The organism is Nguyenibacter sp. L1 (assembly GCF_035199985.1).
In the GTDB taxonomy this organism is placed as follows: domain Bacteria; phylum Pseudomonadota; class Alphaproteobacteria; order Acetobacterales; family Acetobacteraceae; genus Gluconacetobacter; species Gluconacetobacter vanlangensis.
The window spans coordinates 704,466-730,769 of sequence record NZ_CP127015.1 but is presented as its reverse complement, the minus strand read 5'-3'; the positions used below and the strand labels follow the sequence as shown (position 1 = coordinate 730,769).

Annotated in this window: 22 protein-coding genes; 14 read left to right on the top strand and 8 right to left on the bottom strand. The window is 68.4% G+C overall.

What is annotated here, in order from left to right; all coding sequences use genetic code 11:
• The first annotated feature begins 19 nt into the window (after positions 1–19).
• From QN315_RS03225 to QN315_RS03200, 6 genes are all read left to right on the top strand, one after another.
• Complete coding sequence (locus QN315_RS03225) at positions 20–652, top strand: ABC transporter ATP-binding protein (RefSeq protein ID WP_323991470.1); 633 nt, start codon at positions 20–22, stop codon at positions 650–652.
• On the top strand, positions 649–1,443 hold the full coding sequence (locus QN315_RS03220) for an ABC transporter permease (RefSeq protein ID WP_323991469.1): 795 nt from the start codon (positions 649–651) through the stop codon (positions 1,441–1,443). The genes QN315_RS03225 and QN315_RS03220 overlap by 4 nt, the downstream gene beginning before the upstream one ends.
• 280 nt (positions 1,444–1,723) lie before the next feature.
• The gene (locus QN315_RS03215) at positions 1,724–4,045 is read left to right on the top strand and encodes a TonB-dependent receptor domain-containing protein (RefSeq protein ID WP_323991468.1); all 2,322 of its coding nucleotides are present in this window, start codon (positions 1,724–1,726) and stop codon (positions 4,043–4,045) included.
• 220 nt (positions 4,046–4,265) lie between these two features.
• Positions 4,266–6,209: an acetate--CoA ligase gene (gene acs / locus QN315_RS03210; protein WP_323991467.1), complete on the top strand. Its 1,944-nt coding sequence runs from the start codon at positions 4,266–4,268 to the stop codon at positions 6,207–6,209.
• Positions 6,206–7,024, top strand: coding sequence for a dienelactone hydrolase family protein (locus QN315_RS03205; protein WP_323991466.1), 819 nt, complete (start codon positions 6,206–6,208; stop codon positions 7,022–7,024). Before acs ends, QN315_RS03205 begins: the two co-directional genes overlap by 4 nt.
• A gap of 8 nt (positions 7,025–7,032) precedes the next feature.
• On the top strand, positions 7,033–7,494 hold the full coding sequence (locus QN315_RS03200; protein WP_323991464.1) for a hypothetical protein: 462 nt from the start codon (positions 7,033–7,035) through the stop codon (positions 7,492–7,494).
• A 155-nt stretch (positions 7,495–7,649) separates the two neighbouring features.
• Here QN315_RS03200 and QN315_RS03195 read toward each other — a convergent pair whose 3' ends face one another.
• The 4 genes from QN315_RS03195 to QN315_RS03180 are packed head-to-tail and all read right to left on the bottom strand — an operon-like array spanning position 7,650 to position 13,610.
• Positions 7,650–7,880, bottom strand: coding sequence for a FitA-like ribbon-helix-helix domain-containing protein (locus QN315_RS03195; protein ID WP_323993813.1), 231 nt, complete (start codon positions 7,878–7,880; stop codon positions 7,650–7,652).
• A gap of 18 nt (positions 7,881–7,898) precedes the next feature.
• Positions 7,899–9,410, bottom strand: a complete 1,512-nt coding sequence (locus QN315_RS03190; protein ID WP_323991463.1) for an efflux transporter outer membrane subunit — start codon at positions 9,408–9,410, stop codon at positions 7,899–7,901.
• Complete coding sequence (locus tag QN315_RS03185) at positions 9,407–12,496, bottom strand: CusA/CzcA family heavy metal efflux RND transporter (protein ID WP_323991462.1); 3,090 nt, start codon at positions 12,494–12,496, stop codon at positions 9,407–9,409. Before QN315_RS03185 ends, QN315_RS03190 begins: the two co-directional genes overlap by 4 nt.
• Positions 12,489–13,610: an efflux RND transporter periplasmic adaptor subunit gene (locus QN315_RS03180; protein ID WP_323991461.1), complete on the bottom strand. Its 1,122-nt coding sequence runs from the start codon at positions 13,608–13,610 to the stop codon at positions 12,489–12,491. The genes QN315_RS03185 and QN315_RS03180 overlap by 8 nt, the downstream gene beginning before the upstream one ends.
• An 822-nt stretch (positions 13,611–14,432) precedes the next feature.
• Here QN315_RS03180 and QN315_RS03175 point away from each other — a divergent pair.
• Positions 14,433–16,439 carry a M61 family metallopeptidase gene (locus QN315_RS03175; protein ID WP_408904577.1) on the top strand — a complete coding sequence of 669 codons (2,007 nt, stop codon included), beginning with the start codon at positions 14,433–14,435 and terminating at the stop codon, positions 16,437–16,439.
• A 33-nt stretch (positions 16,440–16,472) separates the two neighbouring features.
• Here the strand turns inward: QN315_RS03175 and QN315_RS03170 are convergent, their stop codons facing one another.
• Positions 16,473–16,655, bottom strand: a complete 183-nt coding sequence (locus QN315_RS03170) for a hypothetical protein (RefSeq protein WP_176640557.1) — start codon at positions 16,653–16,655, stop codon at positions 16,473–16,475.
• A 170-nt stretch (positions 16,656–16,825) separates the two neighbouring features.
• Here QN315_RS03170 and QN315_RS03165 point away from each other — a divergent pair, with 170 nt between their 5' ends.
• From QN315_RS03165 to QN315_RS03155, 3 genes are all read left to right on the top strand, one after another.
• The gene (locus QN315_RS03165; protein ID WP_323991460.1) at positions 16,826–17,452 is read left to right on the top strand and encodes a trimeric intracellular cation channel family protein; all 627 of its coding nucleotides are present in this window, start codon (positions 16,826–16,828) and stop codon (positions 17,450–17,452) included.
• A gap of 96 nt (positions 17,453–17,548) precedes the next feature.
• On the top strand, positions 17,549–18,400 hold the full coding sequence (locus QN315_RS03160; RefSeq protein ID WP_323993809.1) for an extracellular solute-binding protein: 852 nt from the start codon (positions 17,549–17,551) through the stop codon (positions 18,398–18,400).
• A 17-nt stretch (positions 18,401–18,417) separates the two neighbouring features.
• The gene (locus QN315_RS03155) at positions 18,418–20,277 is read left to right on the top strand and encodes an ATP-binding cassette domain-containing protein (protein WP_323991459.1); all 1,860 of its coding nucleotides are present in this window, start codon (positions 18,418–18,420) and stop codon (positions 20,275–20,277) included.
• A 73-nt stretch (positions 20,278–20,350) separates the two neighbouring features.
• Here the strand turns inward: QN315_RS03155 and QN315_RS03150 are convergent, their stop codons facing one another.
• Positions 20,351–21,769 (bottom strand): PLP-dependent aminotransferase family protein, encoded by a 1,419-nt coding sequence (locus QN315_RS03150; protein ID WP_323991458.1) that lies wholly within the window; start codon positions 21,767–21,769, stop codon positions 20,351–20,353.
• Positions 21,770–21,919: 150 nt separating this feature from the next.
• Between QN315_RS03150 and QN315_RS03145 the strand changes: the two genes are divergently transcribed.
• Positions 21,920–22,357, top strand: a complete 438-nt coding sequence (locus tag QN315_RS03145; RefSeq protein ID WP_323991457.1) for a UrcA family protein — start codon at positions 21,920–21,922, stop codon at positions 22,355–22,357.
• A 17-nt stretch (positions 22,358–22,374) separates the two neighbouring features.
• On the top strand, positions 22,375–23,217 hold the full coding sequence (locus tag QN315_RS03140; protein ID WP_323991456.1) for a PhzF family phenazine biosynthesis protein: 843 nt from the start codon (positions 22,375–22,377) through the stop codon (positions 23,215–23,217).
• Here the strand turns inward: QN315_RS03140 and QN315_RS03135 are convergent.
• Positions 23,214–24,260: a low specificity L-threonine aldolase gene (locus tag QN315_RS03135; protein WP_323991455.1), complete on the bottom strand. Its 1,047-nt coding sequence runs from the start codon at positions 24,258–24,260 to the stop codon at positions 23,214–23,216. The two genes, QN315_RS03140 and QN315_RS03135, sit on opposite strands and share 4 nt — an antisense overlap.
• Positions 24,261–24,438: 178 nt before the next feature.
• Between QN315_RS03135 and QN315_RS03130 the strand changes: the two genes are divergently transcribed.
• On the top strand, positions 24,439–25,404 hold the full coding sequence (locus QN315_RS03130) for a CHAD domain-containing protein (protein WP_323991454.1): 966 nt from the start codon (positions 24,439–24,441) through the stop codon (positions 25,402–25,404).
• 166 nt (positions 25,405–25,570) lie between these two features.
• Positions 25,571–25,780, top strand: coding sequence for a hypothetical protein (locus tag QN315_RS03125; RefSeq protein ID WP_176638638.1), 210 nt, complete (start codon positions 25,571–25,573; stop codon positions 25,778–25,780).
• 43 nt (positions 25,781–25,823) lie between these two features.
• Here the strand turns inward: QN315_RS03125 and QN315_RS03120 are convergent, their stop codons facing one another.
• On the bottom strand, positions 25,824–26,216 hold the full coding sequence (locus QN315_RS03120; protein ID WP_323991453.1) for a VOC family protein: 393 nt from the start codon (positions 26,214–26,216) through the stop codon (positions 25,824–25,826).
• Positions 26,217–26,304 lie beyond the last annotated feature (88 nt).

Genomic DNA, 26,304 nt, shown 5'->3' with positions numbered 1-26,304 from the left:
TCGGAATGGTTGCAGCAGCGTGCCCGACCCGTCTCCTTCCGCACTCTCCCACGGCCTGTCCGTGCGCGATCTCGGCAATCCTCATGCCGGACCGTTCGATTTCGACGTGCCGCGCGGCGAATGCCTGGTCATTACCGGCATGTCCGGCACCGGCAAGTCGGTGCTGCTGCGCATGATCGCCGACCTCGATCCGCACGGGGGCGACGTGATGCTGGACGGCCGGTCCTGCGCGGCAATGCCGGCGCATCGCTGGCGGCGGCAGGTGCAGTACCTGCCGGCCGAGCCCGGATGGTGGTCCGACTCCGTCCTCGACCACATGCCCGACGACGCCGCGACGCGGGCGCTGATGGCCCGGACCGGCCTGCGCGACGGCCTGCTGCGGGACCCGGTGCACCGCCTGTCGACCGGCGAGCGCCAACGCCTGGCGCTGGTGCGCGGCCTGCGTCTGCAACCGCAGGTCCTGCTGCTCGACGAACCCTGCTCGGCCCTCGACGAGGCCACGACCGCCAAGGTCGAATCCCTGCTGCGCGCCGAGAAGGACAAGGGCGCCGCCATCATCCTGGTTTCGCACGATCCCGCACAGGCCGACCGCATGGCCGACCGCCGGCATCACATGGAACAGGGGCGCTTCGCCGGGGCGCGCGCCGCGTGACCCCCATTCTGCTGACGACCGGCGACCTGCTGCTGGCGGGCGGCCTGATCGCGCTGTGCGCGATCCTGTCGATCGTCCTGTCGCTGGGTATCCAGCGCACGCTGACGATCGCGGCGGTGCGCATGGCGGCGCAACTGGTCCTGACGGGCAGCGTGCTGCTGTTCGTCTTCGGACGCGCCTCGGTATGGCTGACCCTGTCGGTCCTGCTCGTCATGTTCGCCGCCGCGTCCTACGAGGTCGGGTCGCGCCAGGCGGTGCGCCTGACCCCGGCCTGGCATTTCGGCATCGGCGGCGCCAGCACGGTGGTCGGCACCGGCATCGTCGTGCTGGTCGGCCTGCTCACGGCGCTGCAGCCCCATCCCTGGTACGCCGCCCGGACCGCCATCCCCATGACCGGCCTGCTCCTCGGCAACGTGATGAACGCAACCAGCCTCGCGATGAACACGCTGCTGTCGTCCGTGGGGCGCGAACGCATGGCGATCGAGGCGCGCATCATCCTGGGCGCCACCCGGGCCGAGGCGATGAACAGCCTGATCCGCCAGGCGATCCGCACGGCGCTGATCCCGACCCTGAACCAGATGGCCGCCGCCGGGATCATCACCTTGCCGGGAATCATGACCGGCCAGATCCTGGCGGGCATGAACCCGCTGGACGCGTCGAAATACCAGATCGTGCTGATGAGCCTGATCGTCTGCGGCAACATGATCGGCGCCACCCTGTCGTCGATCCTGACCGCCGCACGGCTCAGCGATCCAAGGGGCCGGCTGCGCCTCGACCATCTGCGTCTCTGAACCGTCCACGGACCCGGCATGGCGTCCCCGACATGGCGCCGGATTCCGTTGTGTATGCTACAAATCGCGCCGCGCGACGCATGTACTGCCGGTTCGCAGCATATGTGGTGAAAATACAACAATTCTATTATTTTTCTCTCAAAAAATCGTCAGAAAATACATAATTTCTTCATATAATTGGAATGACAACTTCACGGGTCTCCACACAGACCCGTGATAAGAGACCCCTCGACTGTCGTGATCGCTACGGTCTGGCTGACATGAATTGTCGAGGGTTTTCATGAATCATCTTGTTGTTTCCGGTCACCGCGCGGCAAGCCGCACGATCGGCCGCCGCGCACGCGGCCTGGCGTCGACGTCGCTGATCTGCGCCGGCATGATCTTCAACGCCGCCACGGCGTTCGCCGCCCAGGCGGGGCAGGATGACGGCCAGGTCCAGCCGATGCAGGCGGGATCGGCCGCACGGCAGAAGAGCCAGGCGCGGCGCACCGCCATCCAGGCCGGACAACGGCCCGAGCAGATCGAATCGATCGGGCATCAACTGGTCAATTCGGCCGCCTACCAGGCGCCGAGCAAGGCCCCGCTCGCCGCCTTCCAGCCGACCTCGGTCATCAGCCAGCATTTCATCCAGAACAACGCGCCGCCCAGCGCCAACTACGATACGATCGCGGCGATCTCGCCCAGCGTGACCGCGATTTCGACCAACGGCCCCGGCCTCTCCGAAAGCCAGGGCCTGTCGATCCGCGGCTTCCAGGACGGCCAGTACAACGTCCTGCTGGACGGCATCCCGTTTGCCGACACCAACAATTTCACGCATCACTCCACCAACTATTTCATGGCGCACGACCTGGGCGACATGAGCGTGGATCGCGGGCCGGGCGACGCCTCGACCATCGGCTACGCCACCTTCGGCGGCACCATCAGCGTCACGACCAAGAATCCGCTGGACCGCGCGACGGCCGAGGCCTACGGCAGCGTGGGCTCGTGGAGCACCAACAATTACGGCGGCGAATTCGACAGCGGCCGCCTGAAATCCCTGAACGGCGGCGCCTTCTTCGTCGACATGGAGGCGCTGGACAGCAATGGCTACCTGACCTACGCCGACCAGCACCGCGCCAATTTCATGGGCAAGTGGGTGCAGCCGGTCGGCCGGTCCACGACGCTGACCTTCATGGCGATGCACAACCGCATCGTGCAGGACGTGCCGCCCGGCGTGTCGCTGAAGGAGATCGCGACATACGGCCCGAATTACGGCCTGTCGAACAATCCGCACGCGCAGAACTACCAGAACATCAATGTCGACCATATCCAGACCGATATGGAATATATCGGCCTGAATTCCGACCTGGGCGCCGGCTGGCTTCTGAACAACAAGGTCTATACCTACGCCTACGTCCATCACGGGGACAATGCCAGCGACGTGAACGGCAACCTGTCCGGCACGCTCGCCTATTCCAAGACCTATTACAGCCCGGCGGGCGACGACATCCCGGGCCAGCGGATGCATAACGACTACCGCGCCTGGGGCGATACGTTCGACCTCTCGCGCGGATTCGGCATCGTCAATGCCCATCTGGGCCTGTGGATCGAGCATCAAAGCAACGGCCGCCAGCAATATGAAGTCGACTGGACGCAGGGCGGCGCGCTGAATCCGCCGACCATCAAGGCGAACGGCGAGCCCGCGGCGCTGGATCGTTTCATGCACGACCAGAATCTCAGCATGCAGCCCTATCTTCAGTTGGCGATCCACGCCCTGCCGAACCTGACGATCAACCCCGGGTTCAAATACAACATCCTGAACCGCGACATCGAGGCGCCGGTCAACCAGAAGACCGGCGCCCCGCTGAACTACAGCCAGAGCTATTCGGCCCCGATGCCGTCGATCAACGTGCATTACATGGCCAGCCCGAACTGGTCCGCCTATCTGCAGGTCGCGCGGGGCTTCCTGGCGCCGGACCTGGCCTATTTCTATGTCGGCGATCCGTCGAAGAACCAGGTCAGCCCCGAAAACACCATGAACTACCAGATCGGCACCGCCTGGCAGAGCCGCCGTTTCACCCTGTCCGGCGACGTTTATTATATCGATTTCGATAATCTGGTGGCCAGCCGGACGATCGGCCAGAATACCGAATATTTCAACCAGGGCGGCGTGAACTATTACGGCGCCGAGGCCGAGGGCTCGGTCTTCCTGGGGCGCGGCTTCACCCTGTTCGCCAACGGCAGCATCAACCAGGCCAAGGTCAAGAAGACCGACCAGTGGGTCGCCAACGCGCCGGAAGCGACGATGGCCGGCGGCCTGATCTACGAACATGACGGCGTCTACGCGTCGCTGATCGAAAAATGGGTCGGCAGCCGCTACGGCGACACCAGCCAGCAGCAGGGCATGGACCCGTTCTCGCAGCTCGATTTCTCCCTGGCCTATACGTTCCCCAAGACCAATGGCTGGGTTCCCCCGGTCAAGGTGCGGATGAACGTCTCCAATCTGCTGAACAGCCACAAGGTCGTCTATTTCTTCGGCTACGCGGCGGACAAGACGCCGCTGTTCAACACCCAGGCCGGGCGCGGCATCTTCCTGTCGCTTTCGGTGCCGGTCGGCCTGTAATCCCTTTTCCCGAGTTTCTTTATCCTGGGCTGGTTCCTCGGCCCTGTCGCGTCCTCCAGCAGCCCCGGCGGTCTTCCGCCGGGGCTTTTTTTCCGTGTCCTGCCATATCTCGTCGCACCGGCCCGGCGCGTCATATAGAGTGGATTCATATAGAGTGGATTATGAGAGGCTTCGTTAGAGGAGCCCCCATCGGGCAGGACAGGCGGGGAACGACATCGCGATGCAAGACGAGATTTTTCACGCACCTCCCGCCTTCGCCGCCCAGGCGGCCGTCGATGCCGACCGGCGGCGCCTGATGGAGCAGGCGGCCTCGGCACGCCCCGAACAATTCTGGCTCGAACAGGCCGGGCGGATCGCCTGGGCGTCCCCGCCCACGATCGCCTCGGCATCGGACTTCACGGGGGACGTCGCGATACGCTGGTTCGCCGACGGAACGCTGAATGCCAGCATCTCATGCCTGGATCGCCACCTGGCCACACGGCCCGACCAGGCCGCATTGATCTGGGAAGGCCAGGACGGACAGTCCGAACGCCTGACCTATGCGGCCCTGCATGAGCGGGTCTGCCGCATGGCCAACGTCCTGCGCACCCTGGGCGTGGGGCGTGGCGACCGGGTGGCGGTGCATCTGCCGCTGGTGGCCGACAGCGTGGTGGTGATGCTGGCCTGCGCGCGGATCGGCGCCGTGCATGTCGTGCTGTTCGGCGGCTTCTCGGCCGAGGCCCTGGCCGACCGGCTGGCCGACAGCGGCGCGATCGTGGCGATCACCGCGGACGAGGCGCGGCGCGGCGCCAAACGCGTTCCCCTCAAGGCGATGATGGACGAGGCCCTGGCGCGCACCGATGCGCACGCTGTGCGCGCCCTGCTGGTGCTGCGGGTGACGGGCGCCGAAATCGCGATGCAGCCCGGGCGCGATTACGCCCTCGCGCCGCTGCTGGCGCAGGCCGCGGCGGATTGTCCGGCCGAGACGATGTCCGCCGAGGACCCGCTCTTCGTGCTCTATACCTCGGGCAGCACCGGCAAGCCGAAGGGGATGGTCCATGCGACCGGGGGCTACATGGTCTGGGCCGCCTTCACGCATGACCTGGTCTTCGATCATCGGCCGGGCGACGTGTTCTGGTGCACGGCCGACGTCGCATGGATCACCGGCCACAGCTACGTGGTGTACGGGCCGCTGGCCAATGGCGGCACAATCCTGCTGTTCGAGGGGCTGCCCTCCCATCCCGCGCCGGGGCGGTGGTGGCAGGTGATCGCCCGTCACCGGGTCACGACCTTCTATACCGCGCCGACGGCGATCCGGGCCCTAATGCGCGAAGGCGACGATGTCGTGGCGCGGCACGACCTGTCCAGCCTGCGCCTGCTCGGCAGCGTCGGCGAACCGATCAGTCCGGACGCCTGGCTATGGTTCCATGACGTCGTCGGGCAGGGGCGTTGTCCCGTCGTCGATACCTGGTGGCAGACCGAAACCGGCGGCATCATGATCGCGCCGCTCCCCGCTTCGGTGCCGCAGAAGCCGGGTTCCGCCACGCTGCCGCTGCCGGGAGTGCACAGCGTGCTGCTGACGGACAAGGGCGCCGTGATCGCGGGCGAGGGCGAGGGATGCCTGTGCATGGCCCAATCCTGGCCGGGGCAGGCACGGACGATCTGGGGCGACCATGCGCGCTTTCGCCAGACCTATTTCAGTTTCGCGCCGGGCTATTATTTTTCGGGCGACGGGGCGCGGCGCGATTCGGACGGATATTACTGGATCACCGGCCGGGTCGACGACGTCATCAATGTCTCCGGCCACCGGATCGGCTCCGCCGAGATCGAGGACGCGGTGGCGACCGACCATCGCTTCGCCGAATGCGCGGCGGTTGGAATCGCGCATGATCTCAAGGGGCAGGGACTGGTCGTCTTCGCCGTGCCGCGCGACGGGGCGGCGGACGGCCTGGCCGGACATGCCACGCAGGCCATCGTCCGGGTCGTCGGCCGCTACGCGGCGCCCGAGACGATCTATCTCGTGCCGGACCTGCCCAAGACCCGCTCCGGCAAGATCGTGCGCCGGCTGCTGCGCAAGATCGCGGGGCATGAGCTGGACGGGCTGGGCGATCTGTCCACCCTCGCCGATCCGTCCGTCGTCGACCGCCTGGTCGACGCGGTCGCGCGCCAGGGAGGCGGGCGGTGACGAAGCGGAGCATGAGCCTGCTCGGCCGGGCCTGCGCGCTGGCCGTGCTGGCCTGCCTGCTGCCGGCCATCGCGCAGGCCCATATGGTCGCCCGTCCCGTCAGTTGGGTGCTGGACGGCACGCGCTTCGACTGCGTCCTGGTCTATGACGACGCGGTGCGCACGCTCCGGCCCGGCCTGGTGATGGTGCCCAACTGGCATGGCGTGAATGCGATCGCCATCGATAAGGCGCGCATGATCGCCGGCCAGGATTACGTCATCCTGCTGACCGACATGTACGGCGCGGCGATCCGGCCCAGGGACGACGCACAATCCATGGCCGCCATCCGGCCGCTGATGGCCGACCGCGCCCTGATGCGGCGGCGGATCGGCCACGCGCTGGCAGTCCTCAAGGCGCAGGCCGGGTCGGCGCCGATCGATTTGGCACGGCTGGCGGCCATCGGATTCTGCTTCGGTGGCGCCGCGGTGCTGGACCTGGCGCGCAGCGGGGCGGACGTCAGGGCCGTCGTGTCGTTCCACGGCAACCTGACGACCGACGATCCGGCGCGGGCACGCGCCATTCATGCCGCCGTGCTGGCGATGAACGGGGCGGACGACGCCACGACCGCCCCCGATTTCGCCGGCTTCATGGACGAAATGCGCCAGGCCCCCGCGCCCTGGCAGTTCGTCGTGATCGGCCACGCCGTCCATTGCTTCACCGAGACCGAGGCAACCTCCCCCACGGGCATGTGCCGCTACGACCCGGCGGCGGCACGACGCTCCTACAGCCTGATGCGGCAATGGCTGGCCAACAGCTTCGCGCCCGGCGCGCCCTGACCGGTCTCATGACCGGCGCCCCGACAGGCATCGGCCGCCGCCACGCGCTATGGGGCGCGATCCTGCTGGCGGCGCTCGGCGCGCCGCCCGCCCGGGCGCAGTTCGGCTGCGGGGCGAACCCGGGCGCCTGTCCCCCCAACCCCGCCGCACGGGAGCAGTTGCGCATGCAATTGCAGACCGAAATCCAGCAGCGCCAGTTCGCCGCCCGCCAACGCGCGCAGGAAGCGATCGATCGCGACCGGGCACGGCTGACCATCCTGCAGCAGCAGCACCAGGCGGCACCGCCAGGCCCATCCATGCCGCAGACGCCCGAAGAGCAATGGCTCAACGCCGACATCGCCCGCCAGGACCAGGCCATGCGCGGCACCTACCACGCCCAGCCGACCGGTCCCGGCACCTGGACCATCCGGAACGGGCAGGGCACCCCCCAGGGCGCCTGCCGCGCAGTCGGTACCGCCCTGATCTGCTGAACGCAACGCGCGCGAATCCTGCCTAAACGATGGCGACCCAAAGCGGCGCCCCGGGAGCGGGTCACCGCGGCGATCTGCGCATCGAATTGGCTGATGGGCTCCCCAGCCTGCCGGCGTTCAGAGGCTATGTCGGCATAAGCATGGGGCGTCGCTGATCATATACCGAAATCTACGTCCCGGATCGCCTCGCGCGGCAGAGCCGGCAGATCAACCCCGCCCAGCTCGGCGAAACGTTGACGAATAGCCCGGCCGAGGTCCGAAGGTGCCGGGTTTTCGGTGGAGAGGACGGTACGCAGGATATCGCGCGCCTCCTCCTCCATGGACCGACCATGCATGGCCGCCCTGATGCGGAGTCGTTTCTTGAGACCGTCGTCAAAATTGCGGATAGCCCAACTCCCAGACCCTTAACCCTGTGGCGCGCCGTCCGCCCCGGCCCGGTTCCACCAGCCGCCGCCCAGCGCATGGAACAGGCCGGCCGTATCCGACAGGCGGGCGGCGCGGGCCTGCACCAGCGTCAGCCGGGCCTGCAATTCGGCCTGCTCGGCCGCCAGCAGCGCGACCTGGCTGGCGTCGCCCAGCCCCAGCCGGGACTGGGTGATGTCCAGGCTGCGCGCCGCCGCGCGCTCGGCATCGGCGTCGGCGACCAGCGTGGACGCGTCGGTCCTAACGGCAACCAGGCTGTCGGTCACGTCCTGCACGGCGGACACCACGGCGGCGCGATATTGCGCCGCGGCCTGTTCATAGGCCGCGCGGGCCGCGCGCTCCTGGTGCAGCAACTGGAACCCCTGGAACAGCGGCTGGGTCAGCGTGCCGGCGATCATCCACTGGCCATAGCCGGGGGCGAACATCTGCCCCACCGACGCGGCGGCAAAGCCGGGCTGCGCGTTCAACTGGATGTTCGGCAGCCGGTTGGCGATGGCGACGCCGATCTGCGCGCACGCGGCGTGCCAGTCCGCCTCGGCCACCTTGATGTCCGGCCGCTGGTCGATCAGGCGCGCCGGCAGGCTGACCGGCAGGTCCCGCGGCAGCGTCAGCCCGTCCAGGGTGAAATCGGGCGTCGGGTCGTCCGGCATGTCGCCGGCCAGGGCCGCGATCTGGTCATGCTGCTGCGCCAGTTGCTGTTGCAGCGGGGGCAGCATCGCCTGGTCCTGCGCCAGTTGCGCGCGCTGCTGGGCGATGTCGGCATCCGCCAACTGGCCCAGCGCCTGCTGGCGCACGCTGGAATCGAGGATCCGCTGCTGGCTCGCGATCAGGCTCTGCACCGTGTCGATCTGCGCCCGCAGCGCGGCATAGGCGATCACGGCCTGCACCAGGTTGCCCGTCAGCGTCAGATAGGTCGCCTCCAACTGATAGCGCGCGGAATCGCGCTGCGCGGTCGTGACTTCGATGCCGCGCCGGACCCCGCCCCAGATATCGGGCTGATAGGCGATATTGAGCTGCGCGGTATGCACCGTATACAGCCAGCTATTGTTGGCCGGCACCGCCGAGTAGGTGCGCGAGGTCTTGAAGCGCGCCGGGTTGTACATCACCGAGATGCTGGGGTACAGCGGCCCCATCTGCGCCTTGCGGTTTTCGTCGGCCACGCGCAGGGCGTGGCGGGCCGCGTCCAGCGTCGGGCTGTTGGCCAGCGCATGGCGGATCAGCCGGTCCAGTGCCGGTGAATGGAACAGCATCCACCATTGGGCCGGAATGTCCGCCCCAGGGTGGAATGTCTGGACCGCGCCGGCCGGATCGGCCGTGCCCACGGTGCCGGCCGGCTGTCCGCCCTGCGCGAAACGGGTGGCCGGCGCGGCCGGATGCCGGAAATCCGGCCCGACCGCGCAGCCGCCCAAATCCAGCGTGGCGCCCAGCATAGGGCTCAGCAGGGCCGCACGGCACAGGGCCCGGCGCCACGGGCGTCGCGCGCGGGCGATCATGTCGGGCGTCCCTTGCGGGCGTCGCGGCGGGCGCACCATTCTTCCATCTCGCAATAATAAGTGGGCAAAATGAACAGCGTCAGCAGCGTGGCAATGCCCAGCCCGCCGACCACGACGGTCGCCAGCCCGCGCTGCACGTCGGTGCCGATGCCGGTGGCCAGGGCCGCGGGCAGCATGCCCATGCTGGCGACGGTCGCGGTCATCAGCACCGGACGGAACCGTTCGCTGGCCCCCTCGATCACCGCGTCGCGCAATTTCATGCCGTCGCCGCGCAGCCGGTTGATCGCCGAGACCATGATGATGCCGTTCTGCACGGCGACGCCGAACAGGGCGATGAAGCCCACGGCGGTGGCGATGTTCAGCGTCTCGCCCCGCAGATCCAGCGCGATCAGCCCGCCCAGCGTGGCCATCGGGACCACCGCCAGCACCAGCACGGCCTGGCGGATGCGCCCGAACTGCCCGAACAGCAGCACCAGCATGACCGCGAACATGATCGCCAGCGCCACCGTCAGGCGCGCCTGGGCGCGCTGCTCCTGCTGGAAGGTGCCGGCCCATTCCAGCCGGTATTGCGCGGCGTCGAAATGGACCTGCGCGCCGATGCGGGCCTGCGCGTCCGCCAGATACTGCGACAGCGGACGCTGGCCGTTATCCAGGCGGATGGTGATCTGCCGGTGATTCATCTCATGGGCGATATTGGCCTCGCCCGTCTCCAGCGAGATATGGGCGACCAGCCCCAGCGGGATCCGCGCGCCGTTCAGCCCGGTCAGCGGAATCTGCGCGATCGCCGGCAGGTTGTTGTTCAGCCGCCGCTGCATGTGGGCCGTCATGGCGTACATCCGGTCGGCGACATAGACTTGGCCGATCGCCGCATCGCCGATCATGTTCTGCACGACGTTCATGATGTCGGTGCCCGAGACGCCATAGCGCGCGGCCGCTTCCCGGTCGACGGTGATGTTCAGTTGCGGGATTTCGGGCTCCTGGAAGATCGAGGCGTCGACCGTGCCCGGAACCTGGCGCATGATCCCGACGATCTGGGTGCCGATCCGGCGCAGTTCCTTGAAATCTTTGCCGTAGACGCGCAGCACCAGCGGGCTGTGCGCGCCGCCCACCAGGTCGTTCATGTTGTCGGCGATCGGCTGACTGATCCCGAAGCTGATGCCGGGAATCCGGGCCAGGCGGTCATGCAGGCGCCGGATGAACTGCACCCGGGTTTCGCCGTGCGGCCAGGTGGCATAGGGCGTCAGGCCGACCGGCGCCTCGATATGCGACGGCGTCCACGGATCGGTGCCGGAATCGTTGCGCCCCATCTGGGTGACGACATAGCTGGCCTCGGGAAAGGACCGGATTGCAGCCCGGACCTCGTCCGCCATGGCGCTGGCCTTGTCCAGCGACAGGCCCGACGGAAGCTGGACCTGCAGCCACAGCGCGCCCTCGTCGATGTCGGGCAGAAACTCGCGGCCGGTGTGCGCGCCCAGCCAGCCGACCAGGACAAAGGCCGCCAGCCCGCCCAGATAGGCCGTCCATGGCCGGTCCACGATATGCGTCAGCAGGCGGCGATAGCCGTGATGCAGCATCTCCAGCGGCGCGTTGTGGAACAGCCGGTGCGGCTTGCGCATGGCCAGATAGGCCAGGGCAGGGGTCAGCGCGACCGAGCAGATCAGCGCGCCCAGCAGCGCGAAGCTGACGGTGAAGGCCATCGGGCGGAACAGCCGCCCCTCGGACCCCTGGAAGGCGAACAGCGGCCCGTACGCGACGATGATGATCAGCGTCGCGAAGAAGATCGCCTTGCCGACATGCTTGGTGACGGCCAGGATGTCGTCCTCGTCCATCACATGGTCCGGATGCTCCTCGCGGATGCGCAGGATCGCCTCCGTCACCACGATGGCGCCGTCCACGATCACGCCGAAATCGATCGCGCCGAGCGAGAACAGGTTGGCGGGCATGCCCAGCATGTGCATCAGCACGAACAGCGTGGCCAGCGCCAGCGGAATGGTCACGGCGGCGACGATGGCGCTGCGCGGACTGCCCAGGAACAGCACCAGGATGATGAAGACCAGGCCCACGCCCTCGATCACCGTATGGGTGACCTTGTCGATCGTGGTCTGCACCAGGTTGTCGCGGTCGATATAGGGCACGATGCGCACGCCCATCGGGGCAAGCTGCGCCTGCAACTGCCTGACGGCGGCGTGCAGGTCCCGCAGCACCAGCGACGGATTCTGGCCGCTGAGCATCGTGACGATGCCCTCGATCGTATCCGAATTGCCGTTCTTGCCCAGGATGCCCTCGCGCACCTGGTGGCCAAGCTGCAACTGGCCCAGGTCGCGGACCAGGATCGGCACGCCGTTGCGCTGGGTGACGGCGATGGCGCCCATCTCGTCCAGCGTATGCACCATCCCCACGCCGCGCACGATATAGGACTGCTCGCCACGGGTGATGCGCCCGCCGCCGGCGTTGGCGTTGTTCGCCTGCAGGGCGCTGATGACGTCATTGACCCCGACGCCGTAGCGGAACAGCGCCGCCGGATCCAGGACGATCTGGTATTCCTTGGTAAAGCCGCCGAAATTATTGATGGCGGCCACCCCCGGAATCTGCATCAGCGCCGGAATGACGATCCATTTCTGGATATCGGACAACTGCATCAGGTTCTTACGGTCGGATTCCAGCGTATAGCGATAGATCTCGCCCGCCGGCCCCGTCACCGGCCCCAGCGACGGGGTGATGCCCGGCGGCAGGGGCGCCTGGGTCATCTGTTCCGTCACGCGCTGGCGGGCGAAATAGACATCCGTCCCGTCGCGGAAGATCAGCGTGATCAGCGACAGGCCGAAGGTCGAACTCGACCGGCTGTCGACCAGGCCGGGCGTGTTCGCCAGTTGGCGCTCCAGCGGAATGGTGATCTGCTGCTCGATTTCCTCGGCCGCCAGGCCCGGCACCTGGGTGGAAATCTGCACGTTCACGGCGCCCAGGTCCGGATAGGCTTCCACCGGGATCATCTGCCACGCCAGGCTGCCCAGCGCGACCAGCACGATCATGACCGCGAAGACGATGCGCCGCTGCCGCAGGCAGAGCGCGATGAAATCATTAATCATCGTTCAGCAGCACCGCGCCCTGGGTCACGATCCGCTCGCCGGCCGCAAGGCCGGAGGTCACCTCGCACAGCGCGCCGTCGTCATAGACGATGTCGACGATCCGGCGGACATAGGTGTGGGGCGCGGTTTCGACGAATACGGTCACCTGGTCGTTGTTCATCAGCAGCGCCGATTGCGGCACCATGATGCGCGCGGGCTGCGGGGCCTGGACGGTCACCGTCGCGAACATGTTGGGCTTCAGCGCACCGTCGTCGTTGGCCAGCACGATGCGCGCCTGCAGGGTGCGCGTGTCGGCATGCATGACCGGCTCGATCGCGGCGATCGCGCCGTGGCGCACCTGGTTCGGCAGCGCGGGCACGGCAATGTCGGCCTGCTGGCCGACCTGGACCAGCGGCACCTGGTTTTCCGGAATGCTGGCGGTGGCCCAGACCTGCCGGATGTCGGCAATGGTCATGATCGCGGCCGTGACGTCCGAGATATAGGCGCCGGCCGCGCTGCTGACCGCCGAGACGATGCCGTCGACCGGCGCGCGCAGAACCATCCTGCCGCCGGTCGCGCCCTGGCCGCCCAGGGCCGCCAGCCGCGCGTCGGCGCGCTCTTCTTCCGCCGCGGCCTGCAGATAGGTGCTGCGCGCCGCCTCCACGTCCCGCACGGCGGCCCCGCCGGCCTTTGCGACGCCCAGCGCGCGGTCCAGGGCGCGGTGCGCCTGGTCCAGCGCCGCGCGCGCCTTCAACGCGTCGGCGGTGGCCTGGGCCATGTCGCCCGACGCGATTTCCGCCAGCACCTGGCCGCGCGTGACGCTGTCGCCCGGCGCGGCCGCCAGGCTGACGATACGCCCGGTCAGCGGCGGCAGGATGGCCAGCGAACGCGACGGCTCGGCCATGATCGCACCGGGAATGGGAATGGCGCGCGACGGGGTGGACAGCGTGACCGGCTGGACGGTCAATTGCCCGGCGATCGGCGAATTGGCGGGCACGGTCAGCGTACCATGGTCGTTGCGCACCGTCGCGTCGGCATGGGCCGCCGGCGGGGCCGCCGTCGCCAGCACGGCGGCCAGGACGGCAGCCAGGGGAAAAGCCGGCGCGCGCCGCCGGTCCGGGGCGGGCATCGTCATAAGTCGGGACTGTTTCATGGGCTGACGCAGGATCCGGGGGAAGGAATAAGGATGATCGGGTGCGGGGCTGTCCTGGCAGTCCCTCCGCCGTTCTGCGCGGGGATTCTGGCGGGCCTGCCGGATGGTGGGGTATGGGCCAGGGTCTGTTCTGGTCCGTCTGGCTGGCTCCATGCTCCGACGCCCCGGTCGGCAGGCACAAAAAGGGTGCGTGACGAGGTGCTAGGCGGCATATCCCGGGAACCGGTCATGTCCCGGCCGCCGCAGACCCCCGCGTCGCGCGACGGCAGTAGCGGCGATCATGTCGAATGTCCATGGGGGCAGCCCGCGCGGCTCGCGCCGGCCGCTGCCGGGTTTTGCCGGCTTCGCCGCGCATGTGGCGGCGCTGCCATCCGCACGGAATGTCTGCATGCCCGTAAATGACGAAACGACATTGGAAAAACTTCCGCAAAAATACAACACATCGAAATAATGCATCTATTGCGAAGAAAAACGGCCGGCGACCGCGTAAGGCGGAAAGACAAGGAGGCAGGGCTGCCCCGGCACCGAAGCCGTCAATACTGGGTTCCTGAAAAAATTGCAAAATGTTTCACCATGCCTTGTCGGAAGATTGTCATAATTTAATAATTTGACGACCCAAAGGGGCGGGACAACGCTTGTCATGAAAACTTCACAAGGGTTCGCCAGCGCGGCCCATGGCGTCCCTGCCGGCGCGTTGCGGGCGGGGCCGGCGCAAGTGGCAGGGCGGTGAATTTCGTGCCATGCCGGACGACGACCGTGGCGGCCGGCCCGGCCGCTTTTTCCAACCGCCTTGCATTTCGAGAGATGTGCCTCTTGCGCCCGTTGTCCCCCTCGCTCCTGGCCGCGCTGCTCGGCGCGGCGCTGGCGGCTCCCGCTCACGCGGCGAGCCAACCCCAGCCCCAACCCCAGCCCCTGCCGCAGACGCCGCCCCAGATGCTGCCCCAGATGCTGCCGTTGCCGGATTCCGTTCCTCCACCGCGCGACGTCGCCTTCGGCGGCACGATCCGGCTTGCGGTCGATGCCACCGACCTGGCGCGCCATATCCTGTCGGTGCATGAAACCGTGCCGGTCCCTGCTTCCCTGGCGGCGTCGGGCGGCGACCTGACCCTGCTCTATCCGATGTGGGTGCCGGGCGATCATTCCCCGACCGGCACGCTCGATCAGTTCGGCGGCCTGGTGGTCAAGGCGGCCGGCGTCCCGGTCGACTGGGTGCGCGACAGCGTCACGGTCAGCGCCTTCCACGTGCCGGTGCCGAAAGGCACGCACGAACTCGACGTCTCGTTCCAGCTTCTGTCGCCCGTCTCGCCGGCGGAAGGACGCGTCGTCATGACGCCCGCCATGCTGAACGTGCAGTGGAACGCGGTGTCGCTCTACCCGGCCGGCTATTTCACCCGCCGCATCGACGTGCAGGCCGACCTGCGCCTGCCGCACGGGTGGCAATACGGCACGGCATTGCGCGCGCATGGGACGCAGGGCGACACGGTGGCCTTCGACCCGGTGCCGTACAATACGCTGGTCGACTCGCCGCTCTTCGCCGGCCGCTATTTCCGGCGCATCGACCTTGCCCCCGGCGCGGCGGTGCCGGTCACGCTCAACCTGGTCGCGGACAAGCCGGCCGAACTGGCGGCGACCGACGCGCAGATCGGCGCGCATCGGGCGCTGGTCGCGCAGGCCGGCCTGCTCTACGGGTCGCACCATTACGACCATTACGATTTCCTGCTGGCCCTGACCGACGAACTGGGCGGGATCGGCCTCGAACATCATCGCTCCAGCGAGAACAGCGGCCCGCGCGGCTATTTCACCGACTGGGACAAGACCTTCGCGGCGCGCGACCTGCTGGCGCACGAATACACCCATTCCTGGAACGGCAAATATCGCCGTCCGGCCGACCTGTGGGCGCCCAATTTCAACACGCCGCAGCGCGGGTCCGGCCTCTGGGTCTATGAAGGACAGACCCAGTATTGGGGCTATGTCCTGGCCGCCCGCGCGGGCCTGATGACCCAGGCCCAGGTGATCGACGCGCTGGCCGAGGTCGCGGCGCTGTACGACACCCGGCGGGGACGGACCTGGCGGCCGCTGCAGGACACCACCAACGATCCCGTCATCGCCCGGCGCGCGCCGCTCTCATGGCGCAGTTGGCAGTGCAGCGAGGATTATTATTCCGAAGGCCAGCTCGTCTGGCTGGATGCCGATACGCTGATCCGCCAGCTCTCGGGCGGCAAGCGTTCGCTGGACGATTTCGCCCGGCATTTCTTCGGCACGCATGACGGCAGCTTCGTCACCAGCACCTACGGCTTCGCCGATCTGGTGCAGGCGCTGAACGATATCCAGCCCTATGACTGGGCGTCGTTCCTGCGCCGGCGCCTGGACCGGACCTCGACCCATGCCCCGCTGGACGGCTTCACGCGCGCCGGCTATCGCCTGGCCTATACCGACCGGCCGAACGATTTCATGACCTCGTACGAGGCACTGCGCCACGTCGCCGATTTCAGCTATTCGGTCGGCTTCGTCGTCGGCAAGGGCGGCACGCTGTCCAATGTCGAATGGGGCAGCCCGGCCTGGCAGGCGGGGGTGACGCGCGACGCCCAACTGGTCGCGGTGAATGGCGAAGCCTACGATCCGGCGGTGCTCAAGGACGCGATCACCGAAGCACGGGACCCGCACGCGGCGCCGATCGCGCTGCTGCTCAAGGAAGGCGACCGCTACGTGACGATCGCGGTCTCCTATCATGGCGGCCTGCGCTACCCGCATCTCGAACGCCTGCCCGGCACGCCCGACCTGCTGGCCGGAATCCTGGCGCCCCGGCACTGACGGCGGTCGGGGGCCGTGTCCGCGCGGCCCCCGTCATGCCTTCCCGGACGGCGGCCGCCGCTTCTCGATGGCGCTCAGGACGGCGGTCCACCATTGCACATCGTCGATCTCGTTCTGCGCGCGGGCTTCCTCCATGCGGTCGGTCGCATGCGCCGCGGCCTGCGCGCCGTAACGGGCGATCAGGTCGGTGGCGATGTCTGCCGGTGCGTTCGTCATCGGGCCTCTCCTGTTCCTGGTGTGATGATAGGCTGGGAAGCCGGGCCCGGCACGAAAAGAGGGACCAGGTCACAATGACTGGAGACCGGGGGACAGGAGACCAGGGGACCGAAGACCGGGGGACCGCAGATCGGCACCCATCGCAGCGCAGGCCGGCCGGAACGGCGCGCATGCGGATGGACAGGATCGTCCTGGCCGGCGACCTCGCGGGCACCATGGTCTTCGCCGCCGAGGGCGCGATGGCGGCGATCGGTCGCGGGCTGGACGTGTTCGGCGTCGTGGTCGTGGCATGCGTCGTGGCGCTGGGCGGCTGCATCATCCGCGACGTGCTGATCGGCGACACCCCGCCCAGCGCCATCCGCGACTGGCGCTATCCCGCCCTGGCATGCCTGACCGGCCTGGCGCTGTTCGCCGCGCGGCATGCCCTGCGTCCGGTGCCGGCCTGGTACCCGCTCGCGGTCCTGGATGCGGCGGGATTGTCGCTGTTCGCCGTCACCGGCGCCGAGAAGGCGCTGTCGCGCGGCCTGGTGCCGCTGGGGGCGGCCCTGCTGGGGATGGTGACCGCCATCGGCGGCGGCGTGATGCGCGATATCCTGGTCAATCGCGTCCCGATGGTCCTGGTGTCCGACATCTACGCCACCGCCGCGCTGGCCGGCGCGCTCGTCGTCGTGGCGGGGCGTCGGCTGGCGCTGCCGGGCAGGCCGGTCGCCTGCGCCGGTGCCGCGACCTGCTTCGGGCTGCGCCTCCTGGCCCTGCATTACGGATGGCACCTGCCCGGCGCCACGCCGCCTTCATGAGTCCCGCCACTTGCACGGCCGCGAAACCCGGCCTTAGTCTATATTTGACCATATAGAGTGAAGGGCGGGGGCAGGATGCGACGGCGCGTGTTCGTGATGGCGGCCGGCCTGCTGCCTTGGGCCGCCCGGGCGCGCGGCGGCCGCACCGTCGACGTGCTCTATGCCGGATCGCTGCTGACCGCGATGGAACGCGGCATCGGGCCGGCCTTCGACGCGACGGGCACAGACGTCTTTCGCGGCTATGCCGGCGGATCGGGGGCGCTGGCCAACCAGATCGCGGCCGGCCTCCGGCGCGCCGATATCTATATCAGTGCCGATCCCGCCCTGAATCTGCGGCTGGGTCCGGCACATGGCGATCATGTGCGCTGGTACGCGCTGTTCGCCCAATCTCCGCTGGTGCTCGGCTATGACCCGCGCGGCCGGTTCGCGGCCGCGCTGCAAAGCGACCCCTGGTACCTGGCCCTGCAGCGGCCCGGCGTCCGGATCGGCCGCACCGACCCCCTGCTGGATCCCAAGGGCGCGCTGACCGTCAAGCTGCTGCATCAGGCCGAAACATATTATCGCCAGCCCGGCCTCGCCGACCGGATCCTTCACGCCGGCGATGGCGACCGCCAGGTCCGGCCCGAGGAAAACCTGGTCGGGCGGCTGCAGTCCGGGCAGATCGATGTGGGCTTCTTCTACGCGACCGAAACCGCGGCGCTGCACATCCCGGCCATGACCCTGCCGCCCGCCCTGGCCCTTTCGGCCCGCTATACGGTGACCATCCTGCGCGATGCGCCGAACCCCGAAGGCGCGGAACGGCTGGTGGCGTTCCTGCTGGGCGCGCGGGGCAGGGCGGTCCTGGCGCAATACGGCCTGCAGGTGCCCGGCCCCCACGAAGCACCCGCCGTCATGGGCGATCCCGCCGCCGTTCCACCCGCCCTGCGCCCGCTGCTGCGCCCCGCCTGACGAATCGGATCGTGCCCATGGGGCGCATGCCCGTCGCCGTTCGCATCCTCTCCCTCATCCTGGCCGCCTCCCTGCTGGCGCCGTTCGCGGCCGGCCTGGCGCGCATGGGGGGCGCGGATTGGCACGGCGTGGACCGCGCGGCGCTGCTCCGGGCGGCGGCGGTGTCGCTGGCCAGTGCATCGGTGGCGACGGCGGCGGTGGCGGTGCTGGGCATCCCGCTGGGCTATCTGCTGGCGCGGGGCCGCGGCCGGTGGCTGGCCGTGCTGGGGGGCGTCGTGCAATTGCCGCTGGCGCTCCCGCCGCTCGCCAGCGGCATCCTGCTGCTGTTCCTGCTGGGATATGGCGGCCCGCTCGGCGCGCTGGGGCTCGGCGACAGCTTCGCCGGCATCGTCGCGGCCCAGGCGTTCGTCGCCGCCCCCTTTGCCATTATCGCGGCCCGTTCGGCCTTCTCGGCCGTCGATCCAGCGATCGAGGACGTGGCGGCGACATTGGGGCATGGCCCGGGCGCGGTGCTGTGGCGCGTCAGCCTGCCGCTGGCCTGGCGGGCGATCCTGGCCGGGTTGCTCCTGGCGTGGCTGCGCGCGTTCGGCGAATTCGGGGCGACGGTCATGGTGGCCTATCACCCCTATTCCCTTCCGGTCTTCACCTATGTCGCGTTCGGCGAAAGCGGATTGCCGGCGATGCTGCCGATCCTGGCGCCGACCCTGCTCCTGGCCGCGACGATCCTGGCAGCGGGGCAGGCGCTGACACGCCCCCGCCGGGCGAACGCTCCGCTGCCGGGCGGCATGCCGGCCCCCCTGGTCGAGATGGCGGACAGCGACGCCCCGCCACGAATCCTGTCCCTCGCGCTCGACCACAGGGCAGGCGGTTTTCATCTTCGCCTGGCATGCCGCATCCGGGCGCGGCGGGTGGCGATCCTCGGCGCGTCGGGCAGCGGCAAGTCGATGACCCTCCGCCTGATCGCGGGCCTGGACGACGCGGCCGGTGCCACGATCGGCCCCCCGATCCGCCCCCCGATCCGCCCTACAATCCGCCTCGATGGCGACGATCTCGGCCACGTGCCGCCCCAGCGCCGGCGCATCGCCTACGTCCCCCAGGGCTACGCCCTGCCGGCACACCTGACGGTGGCGCGGCAGGTTTCGTTCGCCGCCGACAGCACGCCCGACCGGGCGGCGGCATGGATGAAGCTGATGGGGCTGGATGAATTGTCGGCCCGCTACCCGCATCAACTGTCTCCCGGACAGCGGCAGCGCGTGGCCCTGGCCCGCGCCCTGTCCCGGCGCGCGGTGGATCTGGTGCTGCTGGACGAACCGTTCTCGGCGCTCGACGCGCCGCTGCGCGCCCGGCTGCGTCGCGACGTCCTGCGCGTGCTCGGGCCCATGCGCGCCATGACCATCCTGGTGACCCATGACCCGGCCGAAGCGATGGACATGGCGGAGGAGATCATCCTGCTCGATGGCGGCCGCATCGTCCGCGCCGGCCCGGTCGCATCGGTCTTCAGCCGTCCGGGCAGCGAGATCGCGGCGCGGCTGCTGGGGGCCGACCAGATTCGCGATGGACTCATGCTGCCATGCGGCCGAATGGATATCGGCGGCGGGGTGGCGCTGCGCATCGCCGGCGACGCCCCGGCGGCGGGGACCGCAATGCGCTGGGCGGTCCGGCCTCATCAGGTCCGCCTGGCGCCCGACGGCGACTATCCGGCCGCGATCCTGCGGCGCGGCGCGCTGCGCGACGGGCAGCATCCGATGCGCCTGCGGTTGGGCGCGGCGATATTGGACATTCCGGCGGACCCCTCCGACGGCGTCACGGGCGACGCCTGCCGCGTCAGGATCGACCCGGGCGCGATCCAGCTCTGGCCCCGCGACCCCGGCCCGTGACGGGCGGCGCGTTCCGTGCCCCCGGTGATGCCCCCCCGGTGATGCTGCCCGGTGATGCTCCTCGGTGATGCTCTCAGACGACGCTGTCGGTCCGGACCGCGTCGCTGCTCCGGATCACCCCGTGCAGAACGGTCAGGGCACGCTCCAGCGTGGCGCGGTCTCCGGCGGCGCCCAGGCACACGCGCAGGCCCGACGCCGCGTCGCGCGAGACGATCGACGCCTCGGGCGGCGTCAGCTCGACCCCCGCCCGGGCCGCGCGGCCCATGACGCGCTCGGCCTGCAACGGCGCAAGCGGCAGCCAGACATGGGGGGCGTGCCTGGCGCCGGGCTGGTCCATCGCGCAGCCCAGGATCCGCCGGGCCATTTCCAGCCGATGGGCGGCTTCGGCCTGCACCGCGTCGGCCACGGCGTCGGCGGTGCCCTCCGCCACCCAATGGGCGAAAATCAATCCCCCCAGCGCCGGCGGGCAATAGCCGAAGGCGCGAATGCCCCGCATCAGCCGCTCGCGCGGCATCGCGGGCGGCAGGGCGACGAAGGCCAGGCGCAGCCCCGGGCAGACGCCCTTGGAAATGCTGGCCAGATAGAGGGTGCGCTCGGGCGCCAGGGCGGCGATCGGCGGCGGCCGCTCCCCGGGGCCGGCATAGGCGCAATAGGCGTCATCCTCGAAGATCGTGACGTCATGCCGGCGGGCGATCCGCACGATCGCCTCGCGCCGCGCAAGGCTCATGCTGCGCGTCGTTGGGTTGTGCAGGGTCGGCAGGGTGAACAGCAGCCGGGCCCGCGTTTCGGCCAGCGTCCGGTCCAGCGCGGCGGGGTCCAGCCCCTCCTCGTCCATCGTCACCCCGCGCAGGGTCAGGCCCAGATGCTCGGCCGCGACCTTGGCGCCGTGAAAGGTCGAGGATTCGCACAGCACGGTATCGCCCGGCCGGCACAGCGACGACAGGACCAGCCCGATCGCATGCTGGCCGCCATTGCACTGGATCAGGTCGTCCGGATCGCACGCCAGCCCATGCCGCCGTGCCAGCCAGGCCGCGCCGGCCTCGCGCACCAGGCGCAGCCCGGTCCCCTGGATATATTGTACCGATGGCTCAAGCTGTGCCGTCGCCGCCAGTCGCGTGACGGCCAGCTCGACCGACCGTGACAATGCGATGGCGGGCGGCGTATTGCAGCGCAGGTCGATCACCGTCTCCGGATCGGCCGCCGGATGGGCCGCGTGGAACAGGACCGACGGCGCCGTCAGGTCCGGCAGGCTGCCCCGCACGAACGAGCCGCGCCCGACATGCGCGTCCAGCAGGCCGCGCCGCTCGGCCTCGGCATAGGCCCTGGTAACGGTCCCGATGCTCAGCCCCAACTGGTGGGCCAGGTCGCGCTGCGGCGGCAGCCGCATGCCGGCCGGCAGCGTGCCGGCGCCGATGTCGCGCTCCATCGCATCGGCCAGCCGCAGATAGAGCGGCGCGGCATCGGAAGGAATCTCGGGGCGCCATCGCGTCATTGCCGGTCTCGGTCCGCAAATTGAACTATGACAATATAGATATTGACGAAGAAATGTATCAAGGAAAAATTACAGCCATGAAGAGTTCGCGCAAATTGTAATAGTACAATCTGCCACCAGAAAGGGACTCTTCGCCTTGGAGGGTGATCAATGATGTTCATGGTGCGGAAAAACCGTGTTGAATCCCGTCGCGACGGGGCGTTCGCCGGACGTATCGGCGTGCAGGTCGAGGCCGCCAGCATCGGGATGATCATCGTTCTGGGGCTCATGGTCCTGATGGCGCTTCATGGCCGGCCGGCTCATGGGCAGGAGGATGAGACCGCGTCCACGGCGGTGCGTGTTCCATACCGCGCCGCGGATATCGGCGACCTGCCGCACGCGCGGCACTTCCTGCGCGTGCTGGAGCACGCCGCGCTCCATGCCTGCGGCGATGAAACGGCGAGCCTGGAAGATATCCGGGCGGCGGTGGAACGGTCGGACTGCCGGCGGGCGAGCGTGGCGCGTGCCGTCGCGCAGGTCCATTCCCCCCTGCTGGAGCGGGCATGGACCGAAGACGGCGCGGCGTGGGATGCCCGAACGGGCGATTGAGGATCGGAAATCAAAACATGGCTGAATTTGCTTTTCATCAGGTCGATGTCTTCGCCACCCGCCCGTTCGGCGGCAATCCGCTGGCCGTCGTGACCGGGGCCGACGGGCTTACGGACGCGCAGATGGCCGCATTCGCGAACTGGACGAATCTCAGCGAGACGACCTTCCTGCTCAGGCCCACCCATCCCGATGCGGATTACCGTGTCCGAATCTTCACGCCGCAGCAGGAACTGCCCTTCGCCGGCCATCCCACCTTGGGCACCTGCCATGTGTGGCTGCAGCAGGGCGGCGTGCCGCGCGGCAGGCACGTCGTGCAGGAATGCCAGGCGGGACTGGTGCCCGTTCGGCGGCAGGACGCGGTGCTGGCCTTCGCCGCCCCGCCCCTGCGCCGGGCCGGCGCGGTCGAGGCCGATGTGCTGGCGGCGATCGCGCGGGGATTGCACCTGCCGCCCGATTCCATCCGGGCTTCGAACTGGGCCGATAACGGCCCGGGCTGGGTCGCCGTCATGCTGCGCAGCCGCGCGGAATTGCTGTCGGTGCGGCCCGATTACGCGGCACTGGGCGACCTCAAGGTCGGGCTGGTCGCGCCGTTCGACACCGCCCTCGACCGCGACGACGCGCTGTTTGAGGTACGAGCCTTCACCGGCGGTCCGGACGGGGTCGAGGACCCCGTCACCGGCAGCCTGAACGCCAGCCTGGCCATGTGGATGATCGGCGCGGGCCTGGCGCCCCCCTCCTATGTCGCGCGGCAGGGGACGGTGCTGGGGCGCCGGGGACGCATCGCCATCACCAGCGACGCGGGTGAAATCTGGGTCGGAGGCACCGTCGTCACCACCATCGCAGGACGGGTGACGATCTAGCCGGCGGCATCCTGGGTCAGTGCCCGCAGATCGGCCGCCAGCGCGTCGATGCGGCTGCGATCGGCATCCCAGGCGAACATGAACCGCGCGCTGTCGCCGATGAAGGTATAGAAGCTCCAGCCCCGCGCCCGCAGGCCGGCGGTCACCTCCGCCGGCATTTTCAGGAACACCGCATTGGCTTCGACCGGGAACAGGATCTCGATGCCGGGCAGCCCGGCAACCTGGTCGGCGAAATGCCGGGCGCTGCGGTTGGCGTGGGCGGCATGCGCCAGCCAGGCGCCGGTTTCGAGCATCACCGCCCACGGCGCGGACAGGAAACGCATTTTCGAGGCCAGTTGCCCGGCCTGCTTGCAGCGGTAATCGAACCCTTCGGCCAGCCTGCGATCGAAGAAGATCACCGCCTCCCCGACCGCCATGCCGTTCTTGGTGCCGCCGAAGCTCAGCACGTCGACGCCGGCGCGCCAGGTCATCTCGGCGGGGGCGCAGCCCAGGCTGTCGACCGCGTTGGCAAAGCGCGCGCCGTCCATGTGCAGCTTCAGCCCCAGTTCACGGCAGGCCGCGGCGATGGCGCGGATTTCCTCCAGGCTGTAGACCTGCCCGGTCTCGGTCGGCTGGGTGATGGTCACGGCCCGCGGGCGGGGGAAATGGATGTCGGTCCGGCCCAGCGCGAAGCCGCGAATGGCCTCCGGGGTCAATTTTCCGTTCTCGGTCCGCGCGACCAGGATCTTGGCGCCGTTGGAAAAGAATTCCGGCGCGCCGCATTCGTCGGTTTCCACATGGGCGATATCGGCGGCAATGATGCTTTCATAGGACTGGCATAGCGACGCCAGCGCCAGCGAGTTGGCGGCCGTGCCGTTGAAGACGAAAAAAAGCTCGCAATCGGCCTGGAAGGCCGCACGGAACGCCTCGGCCGCGCGCTGGGTCCACGGATCGTCGCCATAGGCCTGGGCCGACCCGCGATTGGCGTCCTCCATCGCGCGCAGCGCCTCGGGACAGATGCCGGCATAATTGTCGCTGGCGAACTGCTGCAGCGTCTCGACCATCGGGAAATAAGCCTTTCGTCATGCGAAACCAAACAAAATATCCCACTATCTCGGACCCGGCAAGGCAACAGCCTCGATGGCCATCGCCCTGGAATCCATGAAATCCCAACTTTTTCGCGCATCCCGCGCTTTGCGATTCCATACACCGTCATCGCGCCGGATGAAGTGAGGCATCGTCATGAGCCTGCCCGACCACGTCCCGACCGACATGCCCGAAAGCCACCGCAGCGCGCCGGTCCTGCTCGCGCATGACGATACGATCCGCGTCGCGACCGGACGGATCGTCACGATCCTCCGCGACCATCTGGCGGCGAACGTCCCGGTCGCGATCGACGGCCGCAATGCCGAAGGCGTGCACCAGGTGCGCGTCGCCTTGCGGCGCTTCCGCGTCCTGACCCGCCTGCTGCGGCACGACAATCCCAACGTGGTGCTCGAGGGCGCCTCGACCCGCGCCAAGGTCCTGGCGAAGGCGGTGGGCGACGCCCGCAACTGGGACGTCTTCCTGATGACGACGCTGCCCTGCCTCCAGCCGCTCGGGCTGATGGACCTGGATGCAACGAAAACGCTGGCGCCGCGCGCGGAACCGATGCGCCGGTCGGCCTATGCCCAGGCGCGGCAGGCTTTGACGGGGCAGGACGCTGCACAACTCCAGACCATCCTGGACCAGATGGTCGAGGGCGAGCTGTGGGTCACGCCGCTGGCGGCCATGGCGCAGGATTCGCTGCAGGAGCCGGCGATCGATTTTTCCGCGCGTCATCTCGAGCGGCTGCACCGCAAGGCATTGCGTGCCGGACGGGATTTCGCCCTGCTGCCGCCCCAGGACAGGCATCGGCTGCGCGTGGCCCTGAAGAAGCTGCGCTATACTGCCGAGTTCTTCCGCGGGCTGTATGCGGATTCGGACCAGACAAAGGATTTCATCAAGAAGCTGTCGGCATTGCAGGACGTCCTGGGAATGGACAGCGACGTGCTGACCACGCGCTATCTGCTGGCGCGACTCGGCGAAGGGGCGGAGGACGATGCGCGGCTGCAGCACATGCTGGGGGCGGTCACGGGTTTTTTATGTGGCCATCAGATCGCCGTTCATCGGGACGCGCACCTGCGCTGGCGTAAATTCCGCCGCCATCGCACGTTTTGGAGCGGGTGAATCCGGCGGGCCCTGTCATGGGGATGTCATCAAGTCTTCGCCGTCCTGTTATTGTCTCGACGCGGGAGAGTGTGCATAGCAGCCGGTGTCTCCGCCGGCCCGGCCGACGGGACAGGGCACGCTTCCGGGCCCTTGATCGCGTGCTTCAGCACGAGGGAATTCGGCTATGTTCAAATCCGAAATCGTCGAGATCGACGGCGTCTTCGTCGGGGTCGTCATTCAGTCCCGCCGCGACGGCGCACGCGTGTTCCGTGCCATCCATGAATGGCTGCGCCCGCTGAACGGACAGATCATGTCCTCGCTGCAAGAGGCCCGACAGATCGCCGCGGGCCTGTTCCGCAGCCGCCGGGTCGGCTTGGCGGCGACGCCGGCTTAGAGCGGCGCCCGTTCAACCGATTCCGTTTGAACGGGGGTCTGCTCTAGCCCCCGGGGGCGAGTTCGTACAGTTCCAGCGGCAGGTCGTCGGGGTCGGCGAAGAAGGTGAAATCGCGGCCGGTCAAAGTGTCGCGGCGCACCGGCTCGACCTCGATCCCGGCTTCCTCCAGTCTGCGCATCGCGGCCTGCAGGTCGCGCACCCCAAAGGCCAGGTGGCGCAGGCCCTGGGCCTCGGGCCGCGAAGGGCGTAGGGGTGGGTCGGGAAAGGAAAACAATTCGATCTGGGCCTGGCCAACCGCCAGGTCGCATTTCCAGGACTGGCGTTCGGCACGGTAGGTTTCGCGGATGATCGGCAGGCCGAGGATGCGTGTGTAGAAATCCTTGGATCGGCCATAATCCGAACAGATAATGGCGACATGGTGCAACCCATCGATCATGGAGATGTCCTCGGCAAACGGGCCTTCTTAATGACATGCCGCATCGGGGGGAGGAACCCCTCTTGCGTAGATACAGGCCGATCCCAAA